Genomic DNA, 24,101 nt, shown 5'->3' on the forward strand with positions numbered 1-24,101 from the left:
TGGTTATTGGTCAAGCTGGCTGCTTCTGGCCCGGGCAACGCGCGAACCGGAGGGCCGGTTCAACAGGGTGCTGATGCGGTTGCCGGCGTGAATCAGCGCGTCCAGGTCTATCCCAGTGTGGATGCCCAGGCCATTGAGCAGGTAGAGAACGTCTTCAGTGGCGACGTTACCTGTGGCGCCCTTGGCGTAGGGGCACCCGCCGAGGCCGGCAACCGAACTGTCGAATACCTGGATGCCTTCCAGCAGCCCGGCGTAGATATTGGCCAGCGCTTGCCCGTAGGTATCGTGAAAATGGCCGGCCAACTGATCACGTGGAATGTGCTGCGCAACGGTTTCAAACAGATTGCGCGTGGCGCCGGGCGTGCCGGTACCAATGGTGTCGCCCAGGGAAATTTCGTAGCAGCCCATGGCATGGAGTTCGCGGGCCACGCCGGCCACCTGGCTGGCGGCGATCTCGCCGTCATAGGGGCAACCCAGCACGCAGGATACATAGCCGCGCACCCGCACGCCGGCTTCGGCTGCGGCGCTCATGACGGGTTCGAAACGCTGTATGCTTTCGCGGATCGAGCAGTTGATATTGCGCTGTGAAAAGCCTTCGGAGGCCGCGGCAAACACCGCCACCTCGTCAGCACCGGCTTGCAAAGCCAACTCAAAACCTTTCAGGTTCGGTGTGAGCGCCGCGTAGGTCGTGCCGGCGCGGCGCTGAATCCCGGCAAATACGTCCTGTGAGCCGGCCATCTGCGGGACCCACTTGGGCGAGACGAAACTGCCCACCTCGACGTAGCCCACCCCGGCGATGCTCAGGTCGTCGATCAGACGGATCTTGTCGGCGCTGCTGACTGGCTGAGCCTCGTTCTGCAGGCCGTCTCGCGCGCCTACTTCGACCAGTTTGACCGAGGCGGGCAGACTCATTGCGGTTCCTCCATTTCCACCAGCAGGGTGCCCTCGGCGATCAGCTCGCCTTCGGCGCAGAAGATTGCCTTCACCGTGCCGGCTTCGGCGGCGCGAATGCTGTGTTCCATCTTCATCGCTTCGAGCACCAACAACACGGCGCCAGCCTCGACCTGTTGGCCTGGCTCGACCATGACGCGCACGACGCTGCCATTCATCGGTGCTTGTAAACCACCAGCGTGCTGGTGGGAATGGTCGACTTCGGCAATCGGGTCAAATCGATCGATCCGCTGCCAGCTGTCGTGCCAATGCAGATACAGCGCGCCGCTGCTGATCAGCAGGCGGTGGCGGCTGGTCTGCTGCGCCTCGGTGATCAGCAGCGTCTGGGTAGTCGGGCAATACGAGCAGCCGGTTACGTCTACGGCGGCAAAGGGCTGGTCCAGCTCGCCACAGCGCAAATGCAGGCGGGTTCGCGCCGGCAGTCCGGCGCGCCAGCTGGTCAGGTCAGTCCATGGGCTGGATTCGCCAGGGCCGGAGGCTACCGACGAGGCGCCAGGCATTGCCAGCAACCAGGCCTTCGCCGCGACGCGCCAGAACTGCTCATCGAGCGTTTCAGGCGCGGGCAACAATTGCTCTGCATGACGCGGAATAAAACCAGTATCCAGTTCGGCCTTGGCGAAGGCGGGGTGGGCCAGAATACGGGTCAAGAACCTCAGGTTGGTCTGCACGCCAGCCACCACGGTCTCGCGCAGCATGGCCAGCAGGGACAAGCGCGCTTCTTCCCGCGTCTCGCCCCAGGCAATCAGTTTGGCGATCATCGGATCGTAGAAAGGCGAGACGACGTCGCCTTCGGTAACGCCGCTGTCCACGCGGCGGCCTTTGTCGGCGGTTGGCTCGCGATAAAGCTGTAGGGTGCCGCTGGCCGGGAGAAAGTCGTTATCCGTATCTTCGGCGTACAGGCGCACCTCAATGGCGTGCCCCATCAGCGGCACCTGCTCCTGCGTCAGCGGGAGCTTCTCGCCCTGGGCGACCCGCAATTGCCAGGCGACCAGATCCTGCCCGGTGATGGCTTCGGTGACTGGATGTTCGACCTGCAAGCGGGTGTTCATTTCCATAAAGAAGAATTCGCCGCGCGCGTCCAGCAGAAACTCCACCGTGCCGGCACCGACGTAGCCGATAGCCTGGGCGGCCTTCACTGCGGCATCGCCCATAGCCTTGCGCAGTTCAGGCGAAAGGCCCGGAGCAGGGGCTTCTTCAACGACCTTCTGGTGACGGCGCTGGATTGAACAGTCGCGTTCGTTTAGATAAACACCCTTGCCGTGCTGGTCGGCAAACACCTGAATTTCCACGTGGCGGGGTTGCAATACGTACTTTTCCACCAGCATGCGCGCATCGCCAAAGGAGGACTGAGCTTCCCGCTGCGCTGATGCCAGTGCTTCAGCCATATCCGCTTCGCGCTCGACCACCTTCATGCCTTTGCCGCCACCGCCGGCGGTGGCCTTGAGCAACACCGGGTAACCGATGCGCTCAGCGGCCGTTACGAAGGTTTGCAGGTCCTGCTCGTCGCCATGGTAGCCAGGCACCAGCGGCACGCCGGCCTTTTCCATCAGCGCCTTGGCCGCTGATTTGCTGCCCATGGCATCGATGGCCGAGGCGGGTGGCCCGACGAAGATCAGGCCCTGTTCTTCGCAGGCACGGGCAAAGCCGGCATTCTCGGATAGAAAACCGTAGCCGGGATGAATCGCCTGGGCGCCGCTGGCGTGGGCGGCGGCGAGAATCTTGTCGACCAGCAGATAACTGTCCGCTGGTTTCGCGCCACCCAGGCCGATGGCTATATCGGCTTGTAGGACATGCTGCGCCTGACGGTCAACGTCACTGTGTACGGCGACAGTGGTAATGCCCATCTCTCTAGCGGTGCGCATGACCCGGCAGGCAATTTCGCCGCGGTTGGCGATAAGCAGGGTATTGATCATTTTTGTTCGTCCCACATCATGGCGAAGTTGTGTGTTGTTCTGTGTGCATTATCTTTAGCCTTGTTGCCATTCCGGTTTGCGCTTTTCCAGAAAGGCGCTGAGTCCTTCCTGGCCCTCAGCGCTGACCCGGATGCCGGCAATAGCCGCTTCGGTATAACTGCGGACATCGCCGCTCGGCTCACCATGCTTGACGGTCTGCATCAGTGCCTTGGTTGCGCTCATGGCCTGGGGGCTGTTCAGCAGCAGGTTATCGACCCACTCCTGTAGCGCTACGTCCAGCTTCTCGGCCGGATAACATTCGGCAAGCAAGCCCAGTTCCCGTGCTCGCTCCCCGCTGAAACGCTCGGCGGTCAGGGCGTAGCGGCGCGCCGCACGTTGCCCGATAGCCTGCACCACGTAGGGACTGATCACGGCGGGAAGCAAGCCGATACGCACCTCGGACAGGCTATACAGGCTGTCGTTGGTCCCAATGGCTATATCGCAGCAACTGATCAAACCCAGCGCACCACCAAAGGCTGCTCCATGTACCACGGCCAGAGTTGGCAGGCTGAGTTGCGCCAGACTAGCCATTAGTTGTCCCAGTTCCCTGGCGTCACTCAGGTTGGCCTGGTAATCGAGCTTGGCGCACTCCTGCATCCAGGCCAGATCGGCTCCGGCAGAGAAATGCTTGCCGCGCCCGCGCAGCAGTAGAAACCGCAGCCCTTCGGTAGCCTGAAGCTCGTCCATGGCCGCCAGCAGCTCGCTGATCATCTCGGCATTGAAGGCATTGTTGCGTTCGGGCCGGTTTAGCCAAAGTGTTGCTACGCCGTTGTCGCTGTATTCGAGTTCGATTGTCTTGAAGCTGATCATGGCTTTCTCAATCCGTGTTGTGGCAATCAGCCGCCGGGTGAAGCGGCAGCCGAAGCAATCACATCCTGAACACCCCAAAGCGGGTCGGTACGATAGGCGCGTTCAGCGCGGCGGATATCGCCAGCCCGAGCACGTCGCGGGTCTGCGCCGGATCAATTACCCCGTCGTCCCATAACCGAGCGCTGGAGTAGTAGGGGTGACCCTGCCGCTCGTACTGCTCGAGAATCGGTTTGCGCAGCATCTGTTCCTGCTCGGCGCTGAAGGTATCGCCGGCGCGCTCAGCCTGTTCATGCTTGACCTGCACCAGCACGCCTGCGGCCTGCTCGCCGCCCATCACAGAGATCCTTGCATTGGGCCACATCCACAGGAAACGCGGATCGTAGGCGCGGCCACACATGCCGTAGTTGCCGGCGCCGAAGCTGCCGCCGATAATTACGGTGAACTTGGGCACCTGGGCGCAGGCCACGGCCGTCACCAGTTTGGCCCCATGCTTGGCGATACCGCCGGCCTCGTATTTCTGCCCGACCATAAAGCCGGTGATGTTTTGCAGGAACAGCAGCGGAATGCCGCGCTGGCAGGCGAGTTCGATAAAGTGCGCGCCTTTTTGCGCGGACTCGGCGAATAGGATGCCATTGTTCGCCAGGATCGCGACCGGATGCCCATGCAGGTGGGCAAAGCCGCACACCAGCGTGGTGCCATACAGCGCCTTGAATTCATCGAACTGGCTGTCGTCGACCAGGCGAGCAATCACTTCGCGCACATCAAAGGGCTGCTTGGCATCGGCCGGGATGATGCCGTACAGCTCGTCGCTGGCGTAACGCGGATTGATTGGTGCGCGGCAGTTCAGCTCACCCTGTTTGCGCCAGTTCAGATTGGCGATGCAGCGGCGGGCCAGGGCCAGGGCGTGTTCGTCGTTCTCGGCATAGTGATCGGCCACGCCTGAGGTCTTGCAGTGCACATCGGCGCCGCCCAGATCCTCGGCGCTGACCACTTCACCGGTAGCGGCTTTGACCAGCGGTGGGCCGGCAAGAAAAATGGTTGCCTGGTTGCGTACCATGATCGCTTCGTCTGCCATCGCTGGCACATAGGCGCCGCCTGCGGTACAGGAGCCCATGACCACGGCAATCTGCGGAATGCCCTGGGCGCTCATGTTGGCCTGATTGAAGAAGATGCGGCCGAAGTGTTCGCGGTCGGGGAATACCTCATCTTGGCGTGGCAGGTTGGCGCCGCCGGAATCCACCAGATAGATGCACGGCAGGCGGTTCTGCTGGGCGACGGTCTGCGCGCGCAGGTGTTTTTTTACCGTCAGCGGGTAATATGAGCCGCCTTTGACCGTTGCGTCGTTGGCCACGATCATGCATTCGACACCTTCCACGCGCCCGATGCCAGCGATCAGGCCGGCGGCGGGAACGTCTTCACCGTAGACCTCATGTGCGGTCAGTTGGCCGATTTCCAGAAACGGCGAGCCTGGGTCGAGCAGGGCATCGATGCGTTGGCGGGGTAACAGTTTGCCGCGCGAGAGGTGGCGCTCCTGTGCCTTGGCACCGCCGCCTTCGGCAACGCGCGCCAGCAACGCGTGCAGGTCAGTCACCAGTGTCTGCATGGCCGAGCAATTAGCCGCATAATCTGGCGCATTGCGATTGATTTGACTGTTGAGAATACTCATGGATCATCTCTTTTTATAAGGGCGCTTCTTATGAGGAGGCCTCACCGGTTATGAGGAGGCTTCACCGGGTCTCGTTGAAGAGTTCGCGCCCGATCAGCATGCGCCGTATCTCACTGGTACCTGCGCCAATCTCATACAGTTTTGCGTCGCGCCATATGCGGCCGGTAGGGTAATCATTGATGTAACCGTTGCCGCCAAGGATCTGGATTGCTTCACCGGCCATCCACGTGGCTTTCTCGGCGGTGTAGAGGATCACGCCCGCACAGTCCTTGCGCACCTGCCGGACATGCCCGCTGCCCATGGCGTCGAGGTATTTGCCCACGCTGTAGAGATAGGCGCGGCAGGCCTGAAGGGTGCTGTACATGTCAGCGACCTTGCCCTGAATGAGCTGGAACTCGCCGATACTCTGACCGAACTGCTTGCGGTCGTGGATATAGGGCGTGACGATGTCCATGGACGCCTGCATCAGCCCCATCGGGCCACCGCTCAGCACGGCGCGTTCGTAATCCAGCCCGCTCATCAGCACCTTGGTGCCTTCGCCCAGGCCGCCGAGAATGTTCTCTTCCGGGACTTCAACGTTGTTGAATACCAGCTCGCCGGTGTGCGAGCCGCGCATGCCGAGCTTGTCGAGCTTTTGCGCGACGGAAAAGCCGGGGGTGTCGGTATCCAGAATAAAGGCGGTCATGCCCTTGGCTCCAGCGGCGAGATCAGTCTTGGCGTAGACCACCAACACGTGGCAATCAGGGCCGTTGGTGATCCACATCTTGGTGCCGTTCAGCACGTAGCGGTCGCCTTTCTTGTCGGCGCGCAGTTTCATGGAGACCACGTCGGAGCCAGCATTCGGCTCGCTCATGGCCAACGCGCCGATGTGCTCGCCGGAGATCAGTTTGGGCAGGAATTTCTGTTTTTGTGCTTCGCTACCGTTGCGGTGAATCTGGTTAACGCAAAGATTCGAATGCGCACCGTAAGACAGGCCAATGCCCCCGGCCGCGCGGGAGATTTCCTCCATGGCGATCATGTGCGCCAGGTAGCCCATACCTGAGCCACCGTATTCTTCGGCGACGGTAAGGCCAAGCAGGCCCATGTCCCCGAATTTACGCCATAGGTCCATCGGAAATTCATCTGTGCGGTCGGCCTCGGCGGCGCGCGGGGCGATTTCCTTGGCAGCAAAACCGGCGACTGAATCGCGCAGCATGTCGATGTCTTCACCAAGAAAAAAATCCAGTCCGGGTATCGTGCTCATTTTCTTGTACTCCTGTTCTTGTGGTTTAGAGCTGCGTGGCCTGGATGCGCGCATCCTGGGTGGTAGCATCATGGAATTGAGCCTTTTGCTCATTGCGCCATGCGGATAACAAGCGAGCATGTTGAGCGTGGGCTTGATCAAGATAGCGTTCCTTAACCGGGCCATAGCCACGAACAATGTCAGGTAGGTTGGTCAGCTCGATAGCGATTGGCAGTTTCTCGGCGCTAAGCTTCTCAAGCACCTCGTCAAGAATGCCTTCATAGATTGCCAGCCATTCGCGTTCGACCTTGCGCTCGGCGGTATAGCCGAAGGGGTCGATGATCGAGTTGCGCAGGAATTTCAGACGCGCCAGCAGCTTGAAGCTGCGCATCATCCAAGGACCAAAGCTGCGTTTTTTTGGCTCTTCGCCAGGCTTGGCGTTGTTCATGATGGGCGGAGCCAGGTGGAAGTTGAGTTTGTAGTTGCCCTCAAACTGAGCTTCGATCTTTTTCATGAAATCGCCATTGGTGAATAATCGAGCCACCTCGTATTCATCCTTGGTAGCCAGCACCTTGAAATAATTGCGTGCCACGCTCTCAGTCAGCTTGCCTGGTTCGCCAGCAACCCGCGTTTCAGCATCACGGAACTGCTGCACGCGAGCCAGGTACTTTTCTCCCAGTTTGGCGTTCTGGTACTCGGTGAGGGTGGCGATACGGCGTTGGATGACCTCATCCAGGTTCTGCGACAGGTGCTGTCCGGCGGATTTACTGCTGTTGCTGTCAATCAGGCTGCGTAGGCGTGGCAGGTCGACGGCGGCACGGCGGCCCCAATCGAATGCCTTGAGGTTGAACTCGATTGCCGTCCCGTTGAGCTCAATGGCCTGTACCAGCGACTCTTGCGCGACCGGCAGCCAGCCCTTCTGATAGGCAAAGCCAAGCATAAAGGTGTTGGTGGCAATCGAGTCGCCCATCAGTACGGTGGCGATGCGGCTGGCATCAAGGAAAGTCGATTGCCCCTCGCCAACAGCATCAGCGATCTGCGCCGACATGGCCTGGGTGCGGAACTTCGGATCCGGGTGCGCTTCGAGGTTGCCGCTCTCGGCCTGCATGGCAAAGGTGCGCACGAACTCGCTGGTGATGCTTTCGTCGGAATTCACTACCGCGTGGGTTACTCCTTGACGCAGCTTTTCCAGCGTTTCGTTGTTGGCGCTGACCACCAGGTCGCAACCCAGCAACAGGCTGGTTTCGCCTGCCGCAATGCGTGGCGCATGCAGTTGCGATTGCTCGGCAGCAATGCGGATATGCGACCACACGGCGCCGCCTTTCTGCGCCATGCCAGCCATATCCAGATTCAACACGCCTTTGCCTTCTATGTAAGCGGCCATCCCCAGCAGCGCGCCGATTGTCACCACGCCGGTGCCGCCGACGCCTGTCACTAGAATGCTATAGGGCTGATCCAGCGACGCCATGGCCGGCGTGGGCAGATGCCATTCATCTGCACCGGTGTTGCCTAGCGCCTTGGCCTTGCGCAGCGCGCCACCTTCCACAGTTACGAAACTTGGGCAAAATCCGGACAGGCAGGAGAAGTCCTTATTACACGATGATTGGTCGATGCTGCGCTTCTGGCCGAACTCGGTATCGACAGTCACCACTGACATGCAATTGGATTTGCTACTGCAATCGCCACAACCCTCGCAAACCGCCTGGTTTATGACGACCCTGCGTGCTGGATCAGGAAACTTCCCGCGTTTGCGACGGCGGCGTTTTTCGGCGGCGCAGGTCTGATCGTAGACGATGGCGGACACGCCCTCGAACTCACGCAACTCTTTTTGCAGCTTTTCCATATCATCGCGGTGCAGCACTGGCACGCCCTCAGCCAGGTCCATCACTGATGCGTATTTTTCCGGCTCATCTGTCACTACAGCAATGCGTTTGACGCCCTCGGCCGCCAGTTGCTGAGTGATCTGTGGCACCGTGAGGATGCCATCCACCGGCTGTCCACCGGTCATGGCAACAGCATCGTTGTACAGGATCTTGTAGGTCATCTGGACCTTGGCAGCGACCGCGGCACGGATTGCCAGGATGCCGGAATGGAAATAGGTACCGTCACCAAGGTTGGCGAATACGTGCTTGGTAGTGGTGAATGGCGCCTGACCGATCCAGGCCACGCCTTCGCCACCCATCTGACTGAACGTCTGGGTCTGCGGATAAATCCAAGCGGCCATGTAATGACAGCCGATGCCCGCTAACGCGCGGCTGCCTTGTGGAACTTTGGTGGAAATATTGTGCGGGCAACCCGAGCAGTAATGCGGCACGCGATCCATCAATGCGCCTAGTACGTTTTTGGTGGTGAGCTGTGCCTCGAGCTGTTGTAACCGCAGTTGCAGTCGTTCGTCGGGGTGTAAGCGCAGAATTCGCTTGGCCAGAGCGCGGGCGATGTGTGCCGGAGTCAGTTCACTGATGGCCGGAAGCAGCCAATCGGTGTGGGGCATGCTCCACTCACCCTTGTCGTCGAACTTACCAACGATGCGGGGCCTTACGTCTTCACGCCAGTTGTACAGCTCTTCTTTCATTTGGTATTCGATCATGTGGCGCTTTTCTTCCACCACGATGATTTCTTCTAGACCCTCAGCAAAATGGCGCACGCCTTCGGCTTCCAGAGGCCAGACCATGCCCACTTTGTAAACACGCAGGCCCATCTGCTGCACCTGTTCTGCATCAATGCCGAGCATCTCCAGCGCCTGGCACACGTCCAGATAGGATTTGCCTGCGGTGATGATGCCGATTCGCGCATTAGGCGAGTCCATTACCACGCGGTCGATACGGTTGGCCCGGGCGTAGGCCAATGCCGCATAAAGCTTATGTTCGAGCAGGCGTTGTTCCTGAGCCAACGGTGGGTCGGGCCAGCGGATGTTCAGGCCGCCTTCGGGGATCTGGAAGTCAGGAATGATCGATTCGACGCGGAACGGATCGATATCGACAATTGCAGCGCTCTCAACAGTATCGGCGACGGCCTTCAGCGCCACCCAGCAACCGGAGTAACGCGACATCGCCCAGCCATGAATACCGTAATCCAGGTATTCCTGCACACCAGAAGGCGCCAGCACCGGCATCATCACGGCTTTAAAGATATGCTCAGTCTGGTGAGGCAGTGAAGAGGAGCGGGCGCCATGGTCGTCACCGGCGACGGCCAGGACACCGCCAAATTTCGATGTGCCGGCGGCATTGGCATGGCGGAATACGTCTCCGGAGCGGTCAACGCCCGGGCCTTTGCCGTACCACATACCGAACACACCGTCATAGGTTGCGCCTTCAAAGATGTTGACCTGCTGGGTCCCCCAGATGGAGGTGGCCGCAAGCTCTTCGTTGACGCCTGGCTGGAACTGGGTGTGGCTCTCTTTTAGGTAGTCCCGAGCACGCCACAGGTGCTGATCAAAGCCACCGAGGGGCGAGCCCCGATAGCCGGAGATAAATCCTGCGGTATTCAGCCCAGCTGCCAGGTCGCGCTGGCGCTGCATGATCGGCAGGCGCACCAGCGCCTGAACGCCGGTCATCAGTTGATAGCCGCTTTTCTGGGTATACTTGTCATCAAGCGAGAGGGACGTTCCCATGGCTGCTCATTACCTGTTTTATTCTGTTTTATGGCTACTGCTGTTCACGGTAGGGCGAGATTGCTGGAGTATATGAAGGGGTGCTGGTATCGTAAATTTATAAAAACTAGATACAGGTATCTGAAAAACAAATGTCAAATCATGATATCTCCATGCGCCAGCTGCGCTATTTCGTTGCCGCTGCGGAGACCGGTCAATTTTCTCAAGCAGCGAGCAAAGTGCATGTCTCGCAGTCCGCAATCACCACTGCAGTGATGCAGCTAGAAGAGCGCTTAGGTGTGAAGCTGTTCGAGCGGATGCCTTACGGGGTCAGCCTGACGGCGGAGGGCAACAAGTTTCTCCAGCATGCAAGCCACATCCTCGACACATTGCAGGATGCGCTTAGTGAGCCGTTCTTTCTCAGCCATGCAATAAACGGGGTGGTAAGGGTAGGGGCGTCGTATACGGTGCTGGGCTATTTCCTGCCTAATTTGCTGGCGCGGTTCAAGCGCAGTTATCCCGATGTAGAAATCGATCTGATCGATATGGACCGTGGGAGTATTGAAGCGGCAGTCAAATCGGGTGATTTGGACGTCGGCTTGATTGTGACCTCCAATGCCAGCGACCTCGGAGGCTTGGAGCACAGCGTGCTGATCAGGTCGCGCAGACAACTGTGGCTGTCGTCCAGCCATCCCTTGATGCAGTCGGCATCTATCACCTTGAAGGACATAGCCGGATACGCTTACATCATGCCCACGGTGGATGAAGGTGAGCCATCGGCGCTGCGCTATTGGCATAGCCAGAACCTGGAGCCGCAGGTGGCTTTTCGTACCTCTTCGATGGAATCGCTACGCGGGCTGGTGGCCCACGGTTTTGGCGTGACAATCTTGTCAGACATGCTCTATCGCGCCTGGTCGCTGGAAGGCAAAAGGATTGAAATCCGCCCGCTGACCGATGCTGTGCCGCCGATGGAGCTAGGCTTGATCTGGCGCGAAGGCGTCAGCCTGAACGAGGCTGCCAGTGCCTTTCAGCAGTTTCTCATTCATGCTTGCGGCTCTTGAGGAGCTGTTGCTGGCCAGTCAGGCGCTGGCCGTATTCCTCAACCCTTAGCCGCATTTTCTCTGCGCTGCCTGATTGACTCGGCGAAGTCGCGCTTTAACGTGGGGAAATACGCTATCTGCCCGCCCATGCCGCCGGCAATATCGATAGACGCACCGCTGATGAAGTTCGCGTAGTCACTGGCAAGGAACAGTGCCATGCCAGCCACGTCCTCGGGGCGGCCGTAGCGCCCAAGTGGTACTACCTTCATGACCATTTCATCAAATTCTTCGCGGGTTACGCCTGGCCCCATTTCCTTGAAGTGCCGATCCCACTGGCCGGTATCGATCCAGCCCATGTTCAACGAGTTGACCAGAATGTTGTCCTTAGGTAGCGACATGCCGAGCGATTTTGACAGGGCCACACAGGAGGCGCGGTTGATCACGGACGGGATACCCTCTGGGGTTGGGACTACCCCTGCAAGCGCGTTGATTTCAATAATCCTGCCCCAGCGCTGCTTTCGCATAAAAGGCACTACGGCCTGTACAAAGCGAAAGTGACCCATTTGCAGTATGTTGGCGTGCGCAAGGATGTCTTCAGGAGTGAGGGTGTCCAGATTCCCGCCCTTGCCCTGGCCCGCGTTATTCACCAGTACATCCACACCGCCCCAGGTTTCGGCCACCTCTGCAACGAATGCTTGCACTGCCGCGGTATCAGTCACATCGACAGATCGAGCGATGACTGCTGCCCCACTGCTTCCTAACGCCTTGCCGGTATCTGAAATTACCTGAAGGTCACGCGCACAGATAGCTACTTTTGCGCCGTCCTCGGCAAAGGCTTTGGCTATTGCCCGGCCAATACCTCGGGAGGCACCTGTAATAATTACGCGCTTACCCTTTAAATCAATATTCATACATTCTCCTTGATGATAAAAGGCGCACTTTTGGCCCGCCAGTTATGCCCAGAGGGGCCTAAATAGGCGCGTCGTGGGCCAGGAATAGGTGCGTGACACGTTGGACACTAGAGAAAAATAGAAACACAAATTGAACAAAAGATAAATTTATGTTTAATTTATTGGGTGGATTGATGATTTAAAAAGGGTGGCCGCCCGGTTTCTCGCCCTTTGCGGCAGATTCAATAACGGCTACGCACACTCGGTTTGTGGGTTGTTTGATTAATCTGAATGCAGAATGTAAATCTTGATATGGAATTATGTTATTTGTTCAGCTAGGATGGCTACACGCTGAACTGAGCGCGACAGGCTAAGCCCACCGGGGCTGTGGTTGAAAGGCGCTTGTGGCCTTGCAGCGATACGCGATGTTTCATTAGCCACTGAAAATAAAAACAAGGAACACAGATGAACACTAAAATCAAATTTGGTCATATCGGCTTGGCTCGCAGTGCGCTGGCTCTCGCAGTTATTGCGGCTACAGGTAGCGTTTCAGCCAAGCAGATTGATATAGGCAACCCGGATATACGCCTGCGCTGGGATAATACGGTTCGCTACAACCTCGGCATCCGCACGGATGATCAGGACAGCGCAATTATGAATAATCCCAACTTTGACGAGTCAAACGGCAAGTTTGATAAGGGCGATATCGTCACCAATCGTATCGACCTCTTGACCGAAGTTGACCTGGCGTATAAATGGCATTACGGCGCTCGTGTCAGTGCTGCTGGGTGGTATGACGATGCCTACAATGATCGCTCCGTTGAAAGCAATGTGCCGGGTTATTCGACAAGCTATAACAACGACCGCTACAGCTCTGAGGTCGAGCGTTACGTCTACGGCCCCTCTGGCGAAATTCTTGACGCGTTTGTCTGGGCCAACTTTGATCTGGGCAACACGCCAGTAAACGTTAAAGTCGGGCAACACACGCAGTATTGGGGTGAGGGCCTGTTGTTTGGAGCTCACGCCATATCTTATTCCCAGGCTCCTCTGGATGCGGTTAAAGCTGTAACCAGCCCAGGCATTGAAACCAAGGAGGTATTTTTACCGATCGGTCAGATTTCAGCTAAGGCGCAGGTAACCAATAACCTGTCTATCTCCGGTCAGTATTTCTACGAATGGGATCACACCCGCTTTCCGTTTGGTGGTACTTACTTTGGCGCGGCAGATCCTTTCTTTGAAGGCCCAGACCGTCTGCCTGCGGCCCCAGGATTTAACCTTCAGAGGGCGGATTCCAAGTTTGGGCGTGATGACGCCAACTGGGGTGTAATGGCGCGTTACGATATTCAAAGCCTTGGTGCAACTGTGGGTATCTATCATCGTCAATTTGACGACTACCAGGCGTGGCTGTCCCCTCAGATTGACCTGGCTGCCGGTCAATACCGGTTGGTGTACCCACGTAACGTGAAGCTGACCGGTGTTAGCTACGCGGGCAACATCGGTTCGGCGTCTATCGGCGCGGAACTGTCGTATCGCCAGGATGGAGCCCTAAACGCCACCGGCATCAGTTCGGTAAACAATGAAGGCCCCCGCGGTGATACTTACCATGCTGTGGTAAACGCTGTTTATGGGGTACCGCGCAACTGGCTGGCGAACAACTCGGTGCTGGTAGCCGAGCTGGCGTTCAGTCATCTGGATAAGGTCACCAAGAACGATCAGTTTTACAAGGGGGAGGGTAACGCTGGCTGCACCGACCTTCGCACGCCAGGCATTCCAGGCTCCGGCAGCAAAGAAGATGGCTGCTCGACGCGCAACTACGCAGCCGTCGCTGTGAACTATACCCCGCAATACTTGGCCATCTTGCCTTCCTGGGACCTGTCCATTCCTTTGACCGTCAACTATGGATTGCATGGTAACGCCGCCACTGCTGGTGGTGGTTCCGAAGGCGCGCTGGCCTGGTCTGTGGGTGCATTAATGACTTATCGTCAGCGTCACGACTTTACCTTGCGCTATGCGGATACTGCTGCTCAAGAGAAGAACACCCTCAATGCCAACGGCGCCGAGATGGTTAACGGCAACGGCGCAGTAGGTGGTACCGACCGTGGTTGGGTTTCGCTGACCTACAAGACGTCCTTTTAATAAACATAATATCGGAGCACGTTATGAAACTTCATTTTGCCTTAAGCATCGCCTTGACAGGGATTTCGGCGTATTCATTGGCCGCAGTGCCTGCGCAGGAAGCTGCCAAACTCGGCGAGTCTCTTACGCGTATCGGGGCGATTCAAGCAGGCAATGAAGCCGGTACTATCCCCCCTTTTGAAGGGGGGCTTCGTGAGGCTCCTCCGGGTTTCAAACCGGGCAGCGGTTACTGGACTGATCCCTTCAAGGATGAGGAGCCGCTGTTCCGCATTGATGCCAGCAACGTTGAGCAGTACGCGGATCAGTTGAGTGCAGGGCAAATTGAATTGCTTAAACGCAATCCAGATACCTATTACATGGACATCTATCCGACCCACCGCACCGCAGCTCATCCGGAGGATATTCTCGAAGCCACCGTGCGCAATGCCACAAGCTGTGAGACGTTGAAAGACGGGCTTGCGCTTGAGCCGGAATGTCGCGGCGGAATACCTTTCCCGATTCCCCAGACCGGTCATGAGCTGATCTGGAATCAACAAACGCGTTACAACGATGGCAAGTATGGCACTACCACACGCTCCTCCAACAGTTGGATCGTGGCCTCCAGTGGTACCGTTACAAAAGCCTCCGAACAGTCAACCTTTGTAGAGCGGCCTTACTACCAATCAGATGTAGAGGGTCGTGATCCGCAGATGTACACCCGCGTTTACTCCGTCACCAAAGCACCAGCGCGTCGTGCGGGTGAGCTGACCGGTTATATGGACTTTCTTGATCCAACCCAGCAACCACGTCGCGCCTGGAGCTACACCCCAGGTCAGCGTCGGGTCAAACTTGCGCCTGAGTTTGCTTACGATACCCCAGTTGCGAGTATGGGTGGGCTGGAGCTATTTGATGAACTGTTCATGTTTTCGGGTATGCAGGATCGCTTCGAATACGACCTGGTCGGTAGAAAGGAGATGTACATTCCTTACAACAACTACAAGCTGTACTTTGACTGCGATGCTGACACTCAGTTGATGGAATCCCACGTCAACCCCGAATGCGAACGTTGGGAGCTACACCGTGTGTGGGAAGTCGAGGCAACACTGAAGGAAGGCAACCGTCACGTCTACAGCAAGCGGACTTATTACTTGGACGAGGACACCTATGGTGCAGGGCTATACGACGCCTGGGACCAGGGTGGTCGGCTATACCGCTCCATGATGTTGGGGGGCGTACAACTTTATGATCACGACATCCCTTACATCGTCAAACACTCGATCTATGACTTCAACAAGGGCATGTATGGTTTGATCAATGACGCGCTCAATGGTGGCTATCAGGTCCTTGAAGAGCCACGCTCGGAACGCGAGCTGAACCCTGAAGCTGTCGTTAGCCGAGAGAGCGTTCGCTAACTGCAATTCGATCAAGGCAGCGTTATTTATCCAGGACGGATAAAGCGTTGCCGATCTTACCGGTTGACCAGGTGTGCCTTGGTAAATAAGGTGCTCCCGGGATTACTGAGGATAAAAATAATGAAAGCATCCCACCTGTTCAGTTGCTCTGGCTCTAAATATTCTTCAACCGTGCTGGCCCTTCTCGCAGGAGCTTGCTGCGTCGGGTTGGCGCTTCAGGTGTCCCCTGTATTGGCGTCCGCACAAGCGGAGCAGGCGTCCTCGAGTTTTCATGATCCGTTGCAGCAGTCGGCGCTGACTCAGCTCGGAGCCGCCTCTGAGCCAGCGTTGGCGGTGACTCGCGCTGGCGAAAGTCTTGTCAGCGTCGGCTTGCGCGGTTTGATCATGATTTCAAATGACGATGGCGAAACCTGGACCCAATCTCCGAGTCCCGTGGCGGTCGATCTGGTGCAGGTGTATTTCCAGAACGAGCTTAATGGCTGGGCCGTCGGGCATGATTCCGTTCTGCTGAGCACCACCGATGGCGGGCTTTCATGGGTAGTTCAACTGGATGGGCGCAGTCTCGTTACGCTGCTGAAAAAGCATTACGCGAACGCTTCTGATCTTGATGAGTTTGAAGCGGAAAGCATGCTTAGGGAGGTCGATTTAGCCACCAGCACGTCCTCTGATCCTGACATTATGGCAACGCCTTTTCTCGATGTATTTGTAGACGAACAAGGCGAAGGATATGTGCTGGGCGCTTTTGGTATGCTGCTGCGCACCACCGACAACGGCGCTAGCTGGGAGCCGTGGACGGAACATACCGATAACGACCGGCGTATGCACCTGTACAGCATCGATATGCAGGGCGATGAGGTTTATCTCAGCGGCGAGCAGGGTTTGCTGATGCGCCTGGACCGCGAAGCGCAACGTTTCGTCCAGATCGAAACACCCTATACCGGCACTTTTTTTGGTGTGCGTGTCAGTGACGGCGTGTTGATTGCCTATGGCTTGAGAGGCAATCTTTATGTCAGCCGCGATAGCGGCGATAACTGGCAGCAAGTGAACACGCAGCAGCAAGCCACACTCGTTGACGCGGTCAGCGACGGTGCTGGGCATATCCTGTTGGTGAGTGAGCGGGGCGAACTGATTAGGCTCAACACCGAGACACTGGAAACCGATCTGATTGCAGTGCCCTATTCCGGGCAGGTTTATTCGTCAGCCAAACCAGAAAAGCCCGGAGCACTTATAGTGGCGCAGTTCTCCGGGCCCAGAAAGATAGATATCAGTCAGTTCCAATAACCTTATATATCGCACTTTTGTTCACCTCGTTGGAGGTCTGAGTAATGGTCGCTGAATATAGAAAAACCAGAGATAAAGTAGCGAACTGCAAGCGCAACATGGGCCATGCCAGTAGGCATGCACTCTCCCGATACCTGCTGATGTTGAGCATATTGGTGCCGGTGCTGGTAGCTCCGGCAAATATTGCGATGCAGTTTGAGAACGGTGCTGTGGCGCTGGACGTCAGCCATAGTGGAATGTCCGCTGGTCTAAACGATGTTATGTCCGGGTTGCACTGGCGCTAATACCGCCGCCCTGCAGCCTGATATGTGGAGAAAGTGATGGTCGACCTAAAAAGCAATACCGGGATGCCAGTCGTACGTGACGTCAATGATTTCGATAAGCGTTCTGGTGGACTGTTTGAGCGGATTATATTCAGCCACCGAATATTGGTGCTGATAAGCTGTCTTCTGGTCACTGTCGCACTCGGATTTTTTGCTACCAAACTGGACGTCAACGCCAGTTTTGAGCGGATGATTCCGGTCAACAATCCCTACATCCAGAACTATCTAGATAATAAGAGCGAGTTGCCTGGGCTCGGCAATAACATCCGGGTCGTGGTTGCCAATAAACAGGGCAATATCTACGATCCTGACTACCTGCAAGCGTTGCAGGAAGTCAATGACACGCTCTATCTGATTCCAGGCATAGATAGATCCTGGATGCGTTCATTGTGGATGCCTATTGTGCGCTGGCGTGAAGTCACCGAAGCCGGAATAAGCGGTGGGGCAGTAATGCCGTCCGACTATGACGGCAGTGAGGCCAGCATCACAGCGTTGCGTCGCAACGTTACTCGCGCTGGCCTGACAGGCAGCCTGGTGGCCAATGACACTGCATCGAGCATGATTGTTGCGCCCTTGCTGGAGACCCATCCGCAAACCGGAGAGCCGCTTGATTACAGCGAGTTTTCCGACCAGCTTGAAGAAAAGATCAGATCCCTGGAAAGCGACCAGATCGATATCCATATTGTTGGTTTCAGCAAGCTGGTCGGCGATCTGATCGACGGGCTGCAGGTGGTGATGCTGTTCTTCGCCATCTCCGTGGCGATTGCTGCGCTGTTTGTGTATCTGTACACGCATTGCATTCGCAGCACGTTGCTGCTGGTGGGCATCGCCATTACCGGCGTGGTCTGGCTGCTGGGTCTGATGCAGATTCTGGGCTATGACCTGGACCCCTATTCCATCCTCGTGCCTTTTCTGATTTTTGCCATAGGCTTGTCTCACGGCACGCAGAAGATGAATGGCATTCTCCAGGACATCGGACGCGGCACGCATAAATATGTTGCCGCACGCTACACCTTCAGACGGCTGTTCTTGACCGGCTTGACGGCGCTGCTGACCAATGTGGTCGGCTTTGCGGTCCTGGCGATCATTGATATACCCGTTATTCGTGACCTTGCGTTGACCACCAGTATCGGCGTGACCGTACTGATCTTCACCAAGTTGATTCTGATTCCTGTGGCGTTGTCCTATATCGGCGTAAGCAAGAAAGCGGCGAGATTGGCAATTGAGAAAGATGCAGCCGAGCAGCAGAACAAAAGCTGGCAGGGCAAGATCTGGCAGGGTCTGGATCTGTTTACCCAGCGTAAATGGGCTACTGTTGCCATCGCCGTTTCGGTTCTGCTCACCGGCGTCAGCGCAGTGGTAATGATGGATCTCAAAATCGGCGATCTTGACCCTGGCGCGCCCGAGTTGCGTGCCGATTCGCGATACAACCGTGATAACGCATTCATATCTTCCCACTACGGTCTTTCTAGTGATCAGTTTGCGGTCATTATGAAAACCGAAGTCGATGGTTGCCGCTTTTATGGCCCGTTGCAAACCATGGACAAGCTGGCGTGGCGTCTGCGTCAGACCGAAGGCGTGCAGATCACCAGCTCCCTGGCAGATTCAGTGCGGTTCGTTACGTCGGGAATGGCTGAAGGGAGCGGCAAGTGGTTGACTATCAGCCGTGATCAGGCCATTACCAATGCGTCGGTTGACGCCGCGATGATCTCCTCGCCTGGCATTACCAATCAGAACTGTTCGGTTACGCCGCTGATTGCCTATCTCACCGACCACAAGGCAGAAACCCTCACCCGGGTACTGAACGTGGTGGAGGATTTCAATGAAGAGCACGGTACTGGGCCCGACGATGAACAACCGGTGCAGTTCCTTTTGGCCGCAGGTAACGCCGGCATTGAAGCGGCGACCAATATTGAAGTGCGCAAGGGCATCATCATCATGTACTTCGCGGTCTACGGCGCGACCGCGCTGTTGTGCCTGATCACCTTCCGCAGTATTCGTGCCACGCTGGTTGCGCTTATCCCGTTGATCATGACCACCATTATTGCCAAAGCGCTGATGGTCTGGCTGGGCATTGGTCTAAAGGTCGCCACGTTGCCGGTCATGGCAGTAGGTGTCGGAGTCGGGGTTGATTACGCACTCTATCTGCTTAGCGTGCAATTGGCCGTTCAGGCCCGCGGAGAGTCCTTGGCAGTGGCCTATAGGCGCTCGCTTGATTTCACTGGTCGGGTAGTGGCACTGATTGGTTTGACCATGGCGGCAGGCGTCATTACCTGGGCCTGGTCGCCGATCAAGTTTCAGGCCGACATGGGGATTCTGCTGACCTTCATGTTTCTCTGGAACATGTTGGGTGCGCTGATCTTGATTCCTGCCCTGTCGCATTTTCTGCTCAGAGACGTTGGCGCAGGAAACAATAGCGGAGCGGTCTCTTCACCCGCTGAGGCTCCGGCACCTGTTGCACCACAGCCTGTTCAAACTAAAAGACAGGCAATGGTCGACACCCATTGAAGCGCTACCTGAGGTAGCGCTTGCCAAACACCCGGTTTTTTTCGCTCCCCTGTAAGAAATGGAGATAAAGATGTTCGAATTGTTGATGAGCGCCGACATGATGGTGCCAGACCCGGATGGGATGACCGAATTGCTGGTGGACAAGCTGGGCATCCACAAGCACGAGCGCTGGCGCCAGGCTTTTGATGACCATCCCTATATCGCCCATTTCCTGCGGGTACATAAATCATTAGCGGTGTCGCCGACCCGAGTCGAGCCGCAGTGGCATCTGGATCGCCCCAACCCGGGCGATCCGATGTTCCATGACTTTCTGGAAAGCTTGAAGGAGTACCAGGGTCGCCACCGTCCGATGCTGACTCATTCCATCGTACTGGCGCTGCACGGCGACAAGTTCGATGCTCTGGTCGCAAAACTGATGCGTCGGCGGCTTCCGTTCCGGATGGCGCAACGTACTCCAGACATGCCTTTCGACCGTCTGTGGTTGGGTGCGTCGCCAGAAAAGCCAGTTTATGATCCCATCGTGGATGGCGGATTGTGTATTGAAGTCATGCCCATGGAACCGCTGCAAATGCCGGCCGATACGTTCTCGGTACCTGCGCCACAGCCGCGCGATTCCAAGCCCGGCGATATGGTGCGGGTTTCTGCGCGCGGCTATCTGGTGCGCGACCTGAACGAGACACTTCGCCGCTGCTCGGCCAATCTTGACTGGGAGCCTTCAGGCCCGGTTGAGCTGATCGAGGGCGAAGGCTATCGCCGTGCGCGCATGGGCTTTAGCCTGGCCAATAGCGCCACGCTGGACATCATCGAAGCGACCCGCTGGAACAGTGAAGCCGGTCTGTATCTCAACAGCTGGGGCCCTGGCCCTTATTACATCCGCATTGCGGTAAATGATTTGGCTGCGAAGGCTGAAGACCTGCGGGCGCGGGGTACGGCCTTCAGCTGGATCGAGTCCAGCGATGCGGTGGGCGGCAAGGCGCTGATCAGGATCGATCCGTCTGAGCTCAGAGGCCAGTTGTTCGAGTTCGAGGAGTGCTGATATGAGCACGGAGCAAAGTCAGCCTGAAGTAATCAACGACGCAGTGCAGATGCACTGTGACGGGGCCGTGGGATGGGTGGTGCTCACCCGTCCTGGCCAAATCAACGCCATCAACGATGCCATCCGCGTTGGTGTTCCAGCGGCCCTCAAGCGTCTGGAGAGCAACGATAGGATTCACGTTATAGTGATTCGCGGTGAGGGCGAACGCGGGTTTTGCGCCGGGGCAGACATCAAAGAAAAACGCGGGCCCGAGACCTCCATTCAGGTGCGCAAACGGATGGAAGGCGCCCGCTGGATAGAGGCTATCGATGCGGTCAGCAAACCGGTCATTGTCGCCATTCACGGGTACTGCATGGGCGGCGGTCTGGAGCTGGCGCTAGCCTGTGATATCCGCTTTGCTTCGCCCAATGCTGTGTTGGCATTGCCGGAAACCGGTCTAGGACTGATTCCTGGCGGAGGCGGTACGCAGCGCTTGTGCCGAGTGGTAGCGCCAGGTCATGCGCTTGATCTGCTGCTTACTGGTGAACGTTTGGATGCCGAAAGGGCGCGCCAGATCGGCCTGGTATCGCGGGTGGCGAAAAGCGCCGACACCTTGCTGGATGAAGTGATGGCGCTGGCGTTGCAAATTGCTGGTAAATCACCAATGGCCTCCGTATATGCAAAACGAGCCGCGCGCGCGGCCTCGGAAGTCGACCTGAAAAAGGGCCTGGATCTGGAACTGGACCTGTTTTCGTTGCTGGCCACCACCAAGGATGCCAAGGAGGCTGCTCTGGCCTTTGCCGAGCGTCGCGCGCCGCAGTTCACCGGTGAGTGAAGCTGGGCATCTCCTATCAACTTCAGAGAAGCATAAAATGACAACAGACAAGCTCAAGGATCGTGTAGCCATTATCACTGGCGCTGGTAGCGGCCTGGGTGCCGAGTGTGCGCGGGTATTGGCTTCGCATGGCGCTGCCATTGCAATCGTCGATATCAATCAGGATGCGGCAGCCAGTGTGGCGGCAGAGATTGACTCGGCCGGTGGCAAAGCCATGGCGATACGCACTGATGTATCCAGCGAAGATGAGGTCAGGGCGATGGTCGAGCAGGTGATGAACCGGTTCGGCCGTATTGACGTGCTGCACAATAATGCTGCCGTGCTGGATGTGAATCAGCGCCAAAAAGATCGTGATATCTGTAACCTGGACATGGATGCCTTTGATCGCGCCATCGCGGTGAACCTGCGCGGCGCCGTACTGTGCTCCAAGTATGTCATTCCGGTGATGCTGAAGCAGGGCAAAGGCTCGGTGATTTTTGCCACCTCCGGACTGGGTGCCCAGGGTGATCTGTCCCTGACCGGCTATGCGACAACCAAAGCGGCACTGAACATGCTGCCCAAGCTGGTAGCCGCGCAATACGGCAAACTGGGGGTGCGCGGCAATGCGGTGCAGATTGGGCTGGCGCCTGCGGAAAATGCTCACAGTTCAATGCCGCCAGAGCTGTTGAATATCTTGCGTGATAATCACCTGACGCCTGAGTTGGGCACTCCACGGCAAATTGCTGACGTGGTGGCCTTTCTCGCTTGCGACGAGTCATCTTTCGTAACGGGCACCACTCTGGTGGCGGACGGTGGTTTTGGCAGTCACACGCCATCGCTGGTAGCGATGCGTGCGTTTTTCGAGCAGTCAGGCCGCGGCAGCATGTGACAGCAGTTGGATAGGGCCGGAGGTGCCGCTAGCCAGGGAGTTTTAGGCCCGGGCTATTTTCTGATGCTGTTGAGAATGAAATTGGCCGAATGTTCACGCCAGATGCGCATGCCTTCTTTGGAGGTAGTGTCAAAGCCGACGAGAACAGACATGGTGTAATGGTTGGTAAATCCACCAGACATCAGCAGTGCCGAGCTGGCCAGGAACAAACGAGCGTCTATATCCGGTTTGAAAACGCCGGCTTTGATGCCGCGTTGGAGCACTGACGAGAATTTGATGGCTAACGCCGGAGATTGACTGGCGAAGCTGTTGGGCCTGGTGTCTGCTGCCTCGTGATAGCGAAGGCCCTCCAGGGCCAGCGCGCCCAGTAGCGGATCTTCCATATATTGGTCAAAGCAGCAATTGAGCAGTGTTCGCAGTGCTTGTTCCGGCGCCAGATGATCTATTTCCAACGCGATCAGCTCTTGCATTATCTGTTGCGAGGCGTCATCCAGAACGGTTGAAAACAGCACTTCCTTAGAACCGTAGTAGTGATAAACCAGTTGCTTGGTCACGCCGGCTTCTCGCGCAATATCTTCTACCCGTGCGCCGGCCAGGCCTTTCTGGGCAAAGATTTGTCTGGCGGCAGCAAGCAGACGGTTCATGGTATCGCGCTTGTTCGGCTCTGCACGGTTTGACGGGTTATTCATATTATTCCGTCTCTGGATTGGGTGGAAATATATACAGGGCGTCGGTAACTTCGGTCGGTGCCTTCCATAGCTTCAGCATATAGCCACAGCATAAAGTATTCCGACAGCGCTGTAATAAATCTGTGGCGTGGGCAAGCAGGCAATTGGAGTAGATATGGATCTTAATATTACCGATCGTAAGGCTATTGTCTGCGCTTCCTCTCGCGGCCTTGGCAGAGCCTGCGCACTGGCACTTGCCGCAGAAGGATGTGAGGTATTTATCAATGGCCGTGACCCTGCCAGCTTAAACCAGGCGGCCGTGGCAATACGTGACAGCACCGGCGTTGAAGTAGTGCAAGTAGTCGCCGACCTCAATAGCGGCGCCGGACGAGCCGCGCTGCTTGCGGCTTGTCCCGCCCCGGACATTCTGGTCACCAATAACGGAGGGCCTCCGCCCGGACGCTACCAGGATTGGGATCTTGGTACCTGGCAGCAGGCTCTGGAAGCCAATATGCTCAGCGCCATTCTGCTGATTCAGGCCGTGGTGGGCGGGATGCGCGCCCGGCAATTTGGCCGGATCGTCAACATCACCTCGGCAATGGTCAAGTCGCCGCGCTTGCCGATGGGCCTCTCAACGGCGGCCAGGGCCGGCCTTACGGCGTTTTCCAAGGCGCTTTCGCTAGAGGTGGTGCGCGATAACGTCACCATCAACAATGTTCTACCCGAGCGTATCGCTACGGACCGGCTTACCTACATGACAGGCCAACTGGCCAAGCACAAGAATATAAGCCTGGAGCAGGCCCGAGCGGAGATGTTGGCACCGGTGCCAGCGGGGCGTTTCGGCACGCCCGAGGAATTCGCCGCCGCCTGCCTTTTCCTATGCTCCAGTCAATCGGGATATATCACCGGGCAGAATCTGCAGCTGGACGGTGGTGCCTACAGCGGCCTGATCTGAG

18 protein-coding genes are annotated in these 24,101 nt (G+C 57.2%); 10 read left to right on the plus strand and 8 right to left on the minus strand.

All coding sequences use genetic code 11. From position 1 onward, the window contains the following. Positions 1–3: 3 nt before the first annotated feature. The 6 genes from DT594_RS01795 to DT594_RS01820 all read right to left on the minus strand — a co-directional run bounded on the left by DT594_RS01795 (position 4) and on the right by DT594_RS01820 (position 10,211). Positions 4–912, minus strand: a complete 909-nt coding sequence (locus DT594_RS01795) for a hydroxymethylglutaryl-CoA lyase (RefSeq protein ID WP_149331107.1) — start codon at positions 910–912, stop codon at positions 4–6. Then, positions 909–2,864: an acetyl/propionyl/methylcrotonyl-CoA carboxylase subunit alpha gene (locus tag DT594_RS01800; RefSeq protein WP_149331108.1), complete on the minus strand. Its 1,956-nt coding sequence runs from the start codon at positions 2,862–2,864 to the stop codon at positions 909–911. The genes DT594_RS01795 and DT594_RS01800 overlap by 4 nt, the downstream gene beginning before the upstream one ends. Before the next feature lie 54 nt (positions 2,865–2,918). Then, on the minus strand, positions 2,919–3,713 hold the full coding sequence (locus DT594_RS01805) for a gamma-carboxygeranoyl-CoA hydratase (protein ID WP_149331109.1): 795 nt from the start codon (positions 3,711–3,713) through the stop codon (positions 2,919–2,921). Between the two features lie 58 nt (positions 3,714–3,771). Next, the gene (locus DT594_RS01810) at positions 3,772–5,379 is read right to left on the minus strand and encodes a carboxyl transferase domain-containing protein (RefSeq protein WP_149331110.1); all 1,608 of its coding nucleotides are present in this window, start codon (positions 5,377–5,379) and stop codon (positions 3,772–3,774) included. 61 nt (positions 5,380–5,440) lie between these two features. Continuing rightward, positions 5,441–6,622, minus strand: a complete 1,182-nt coding sequence (locus DT594_RS01815; RefSeq protein WP_096346494.1) for an isovaleryl-CoA dehydrogenase — start codon at positions 6,620–6,622, stop codon at positions 5,441–5,443. Positions 6,623–6,647: 25 nt separating this feature from the next. Next, positions 6,648–10,211 carry an indolepyruvate ferredoxin oxidoreductase family protein gene (locus DT594_RS01820; RefSeq protein ID WP_149331111.1) on the minus strand — a complete coding sequence of 1,188 codons (3,564 nt, stop codon included), beginning with the start codon at positions 10,209–10,211 and terminating at the stop codon, positions 6,648–6,650. 152 nt (positions 10,212–10,363) lie between these two features. Here DT594_RS01820 and DT594_RS01825 point away from each other — a divergent pair, with 152 nt between their 5' ends. After that, positions 10,364–11,251 carry a LysR family transcriptional regulator gene (locus DT594_RS01825; RefSeq protein WP_174959104.1) on the plus strand — a complete coding sequence of 296 codons (888 nt, stop codon included), beginning with the start codon at positions 10,364–10,366 and terminating at the stop codon, positions 11,249–11,251. A gap of 38 nt (positions 11,252–11,289) precedes the next feature. Here the strand turns inward: DT594_RS01825 and DT594_RS01830 are convergent, their stop codons facing one another. Then, on the minus strand, positions 11,290–12,141 hold the full coding sequence (locus tag DT594_RS01830) for an SDR family oxidoreductase (RefSeq protein WP_149331112.1): 852 nt from the start codon (positions 12,139–12,141) through the stop codon (positions 11,290–11,292). Between the two features lie 444 nt (positions 12,142–12,585). On the opposite strand from DT594_RS01830, the gene DT594_RS01835 reads away from it, so the two are divergent. The 8 genes from DT594_RS01835 (at position 12,586) to DT594_RS01870 (ending at position 22,477) form a co-directional block, all read left to right on the plus strand. Continuing rightward, positions 12,586–14,256, plus strand: a complete 1,671-nt coding sequence (locus tag DT594_RS01835) for a DUF1302 domain-containing protein (RefSeq protein ID WP_149331113.1) — start codon at positions 12,586–12,588, stop codon at positions 14,254–14,256. 23 nt (positions 14,257–14,279) lie between these two features. Further along, positions 14,280–15,647 carry a DUF1329 domain-containing protein gene (locus DT594_RS01840; RefSeq protein WP_149331114.1) on the plus strand — a complete coding sequence of 456 codons (1,368 nt, stop codon included), beginning with the start codon at positions 14,280–14,282 and terminating at the stop codon, positions 15,645–15,647. Between the two features lie 219 nt (positions 15,648–15,866). Continuing rightward, a complete protein-coding gene (locus tag DT594_RS01845) occupies positions 15,867–16,928 on the plus strand; it encodes a WD40/YVTN/BNR-like repeat-containing protein (protein ID WP_246164527.1) in 1,062 nt (353 codons plus the stop codon). 44 nt (positions 16,929–16,972) lie between these two features. Further along, positions 16,973–17,212 (plus strand): hypothetical protein, encoded by a 240-nt coding sequence (locus tag DT594_RS01850; protein WP_149331116.1) that lies wholly within the window; start codon positions 16,973–16,975, stop codon positions 17,210–17,212. A gap of 36 nt (positions 17,213–17,248) precedes the next feature. Then, positions 17,249–19,759 carry an efflux RND transporter permease subunit gene (locus DT594_RS01855; RefSeq protein WP_149331117.1) on the plus strand — a complete coding sequence of 837 codons (2,511 nt, stop codon included), beginning with the start codon at positions 17,249–17,251 and terminating at the stop codon, positions 19,757–19,759. 70 nt (positions 19,760–19,829) lie between these two features. After that, positions 19,830–20,795 (plus strand): VOC family protein, encoded by a 966-nt coding sequence (locus DT594_RS01860; RefSeq protein WP_149331118.1) that lies wholly within the window; start codon positions 19,830–19,832, stop codon positions 20,793–20,795. 1 nt (position 20,796) lies between these two features. Continuing rightward, a complete protein-coding gene (locus DT594_RS01865; RefSeq protein ID WP_149331119.1) occupies positions 20,797–21,609 on the plus strand; it encodes an enoyl-CoA hydratase/isomerase family protein in 813 nt (270 codons plus the stop codon). Between the two features lie 37 nt (positions 21,610–21,646). After that, positions 21,647–22,477 carry an SDR family NAD(P)-dependent oxidoreductase gene (locus DT594_RS01870; RefSeq protein ID WP_149331120.1) on the plus strand — a complete coding sequence of 277 codons (831 nt, stop codon included), beginning with the start codon at positions 21,647–21,649 and terminating at the stop codon, positions 22,475–22,477. Between the two features lie 53 nt (positions 22,478–22,530). Here the strand turns inward: DT594_RS01870 and DT594_RS01875 are convergent, their stop codons facing one another. Beyond that, complete coding sequence (locus DT594_RS01875) at positions 22,531–23,166, minus strand: TetR/AcrR family transcriptional regulator (RefSeq protein ID WP_149331121.1); 636 nt, start codon at positions 23,164–23,166, stop codon at positions 22,531–22,533. Positions 23,167–23,320: 154 nt separating this feature from the next. Between DT594_RS01875 and DT594_RS01880 the strand changes: the two genes are divergently transcribed. Next, a complete protein-coding gene (locus tag DT594_RS01880) occupies positions 23,321–24,100 on the plus strand; it encodes an SDR family oxidoreductase (RefSeq protein ID WP_149331122.1) in 780 nt (259 codons plus the stop codon). Position 24,101: the final 1 nt, after the last annotated feature.

The organism is Halopseudomonas laoshanensis, assembly GCF_008365385.1.
Lineage (GTDB): Bacteria > Pseudomonadota > Gammaproteobacteria > Pseudomonadales > Pseudomonadaceae > Halopseudomonas > Halopseudomonas laoshanensis.

Excerpts from the sequence above, each read along its gene's own strand:
- DT594_RS01795 (WP_149331107.1), bottom strand. The coding sequence starts at position 912 with ATGAGTCTGCCCGCCTCGGTCAAACTGGTCGAAGTAGGCGCGCGAGAC.
- DT594_RS01800 (WP_149331108.1), bottom strand. The coding sequence starts at position 2,864 with ATGATCAATACCCTGCTTATCGCCAACCGCGGCGAAATTGCCTGCCGG.
- DT594_RS01805 (WP_149331109.1), bottom strand. The coding sequence starts at position 3,713 with ATGATCAGCTTCAAGACAATCGAACTCGAATACAGCGACAACGGCGTA.
- DT594_RS01810 (WP_149331110.1), bottom strand. The coding sequence starts at position 5,379 with ATGAGTATTCTCAACAGTCAAATCAATCGCAATGCGCCAGATTATGCG.
- DT594_RS01815 (WP_096346494.1), bottom strand. The coding sequence starts at position 6,622 with ATGAGCACGATACCCGGACTGGATTTTTTTCTTGGTGAAGACATCGAC.
- DT594_RS01820 (WP_149331111.1), bottom strand. The coding sequence starts at position 10,211 with ATGGGAACGTCCCTCTCGCTTGATGACAAGTATACCCAGAAAAGCGGC.
- DT594_RS01825 (WP_174959104.1), top strand. The coding sequence starts at position 10,364 with ATGCGCCAGCTGCGCTATTTCGTTGCCGCTGCGGAGACCGGTCAATTT.
- DT594_RS01830 (WP_149331112.1), bottom strand. The coding sequence starts at position 12,141 with ATGAATATTGATTTAAAGGGTAAGCGCGTAATTATTACAGGTGCCTCC.
- DT594_RS01835 (WP_149331113.1), top strand. The coding sequence starts at position 12,586 with ATGAACACTAAAATCAAATTTGGTCATATCGGCTTGGCTCGCAGTGCG.
- DT594_RS01840 (WP_149331114.1), top strand. The coding sequence starts at position 14,280 with ATGAAACTTCATTTTGCCTTAAGCATCGCCTTGACAGGGATTTCGGCG.
- DT594_RS01850 (WP_149331116.1), top strand. The coding sequence starts at position 16,973 with ATGGTCGCTGAATATAGAAAAACCAGAGATAAAGTAGCGAACTGCAAG.
- DT594_RS01855 (WP_149331117.1), top strand. The coding sequence starts at position 17,249 with ATGGTCGACCTAAAAAGCAATACCGGGATGCCAGTCGTACGTGACGTC.
- DT594_RS01860 (WP_149331118.1), top strand. The coding sequence starts at position 19,830 with ATGTTCGAATTGTTGATGAGCGCCGACATGATGGTGCCAGACCCGGAT.
- DT594_RS01865 (WP_149331119.1), top strand. The coding sequence starts at position 20,797 with ATGAGCACGGAGCAAAGTCAGCCTGAAGTAATCAACGACGCAGTGCAG.
- DT594_RS01870 (WP_149331120.1), top strand. The coding sequence starts at position 21,647 with ATGACAACAGACAAGCTCAAGGATCGTGTAGCCATTATCACTGGCGCT.
- DT594_RS01875 (WP_149331121.1), bottom strand. The coding sequence starts at position 23,166 with ATGAATAACCCGTCAAACCGTGCAGAGCCGAACAAGCGCGATACCATG.
- DT594_RS01880 (WP_149331122.1), top strand. The coding sequence starts at position 23,321 with ATGGATCTTAATATTACCGATCGTAAGGCTATTGTCTGCGCTTCCTCT.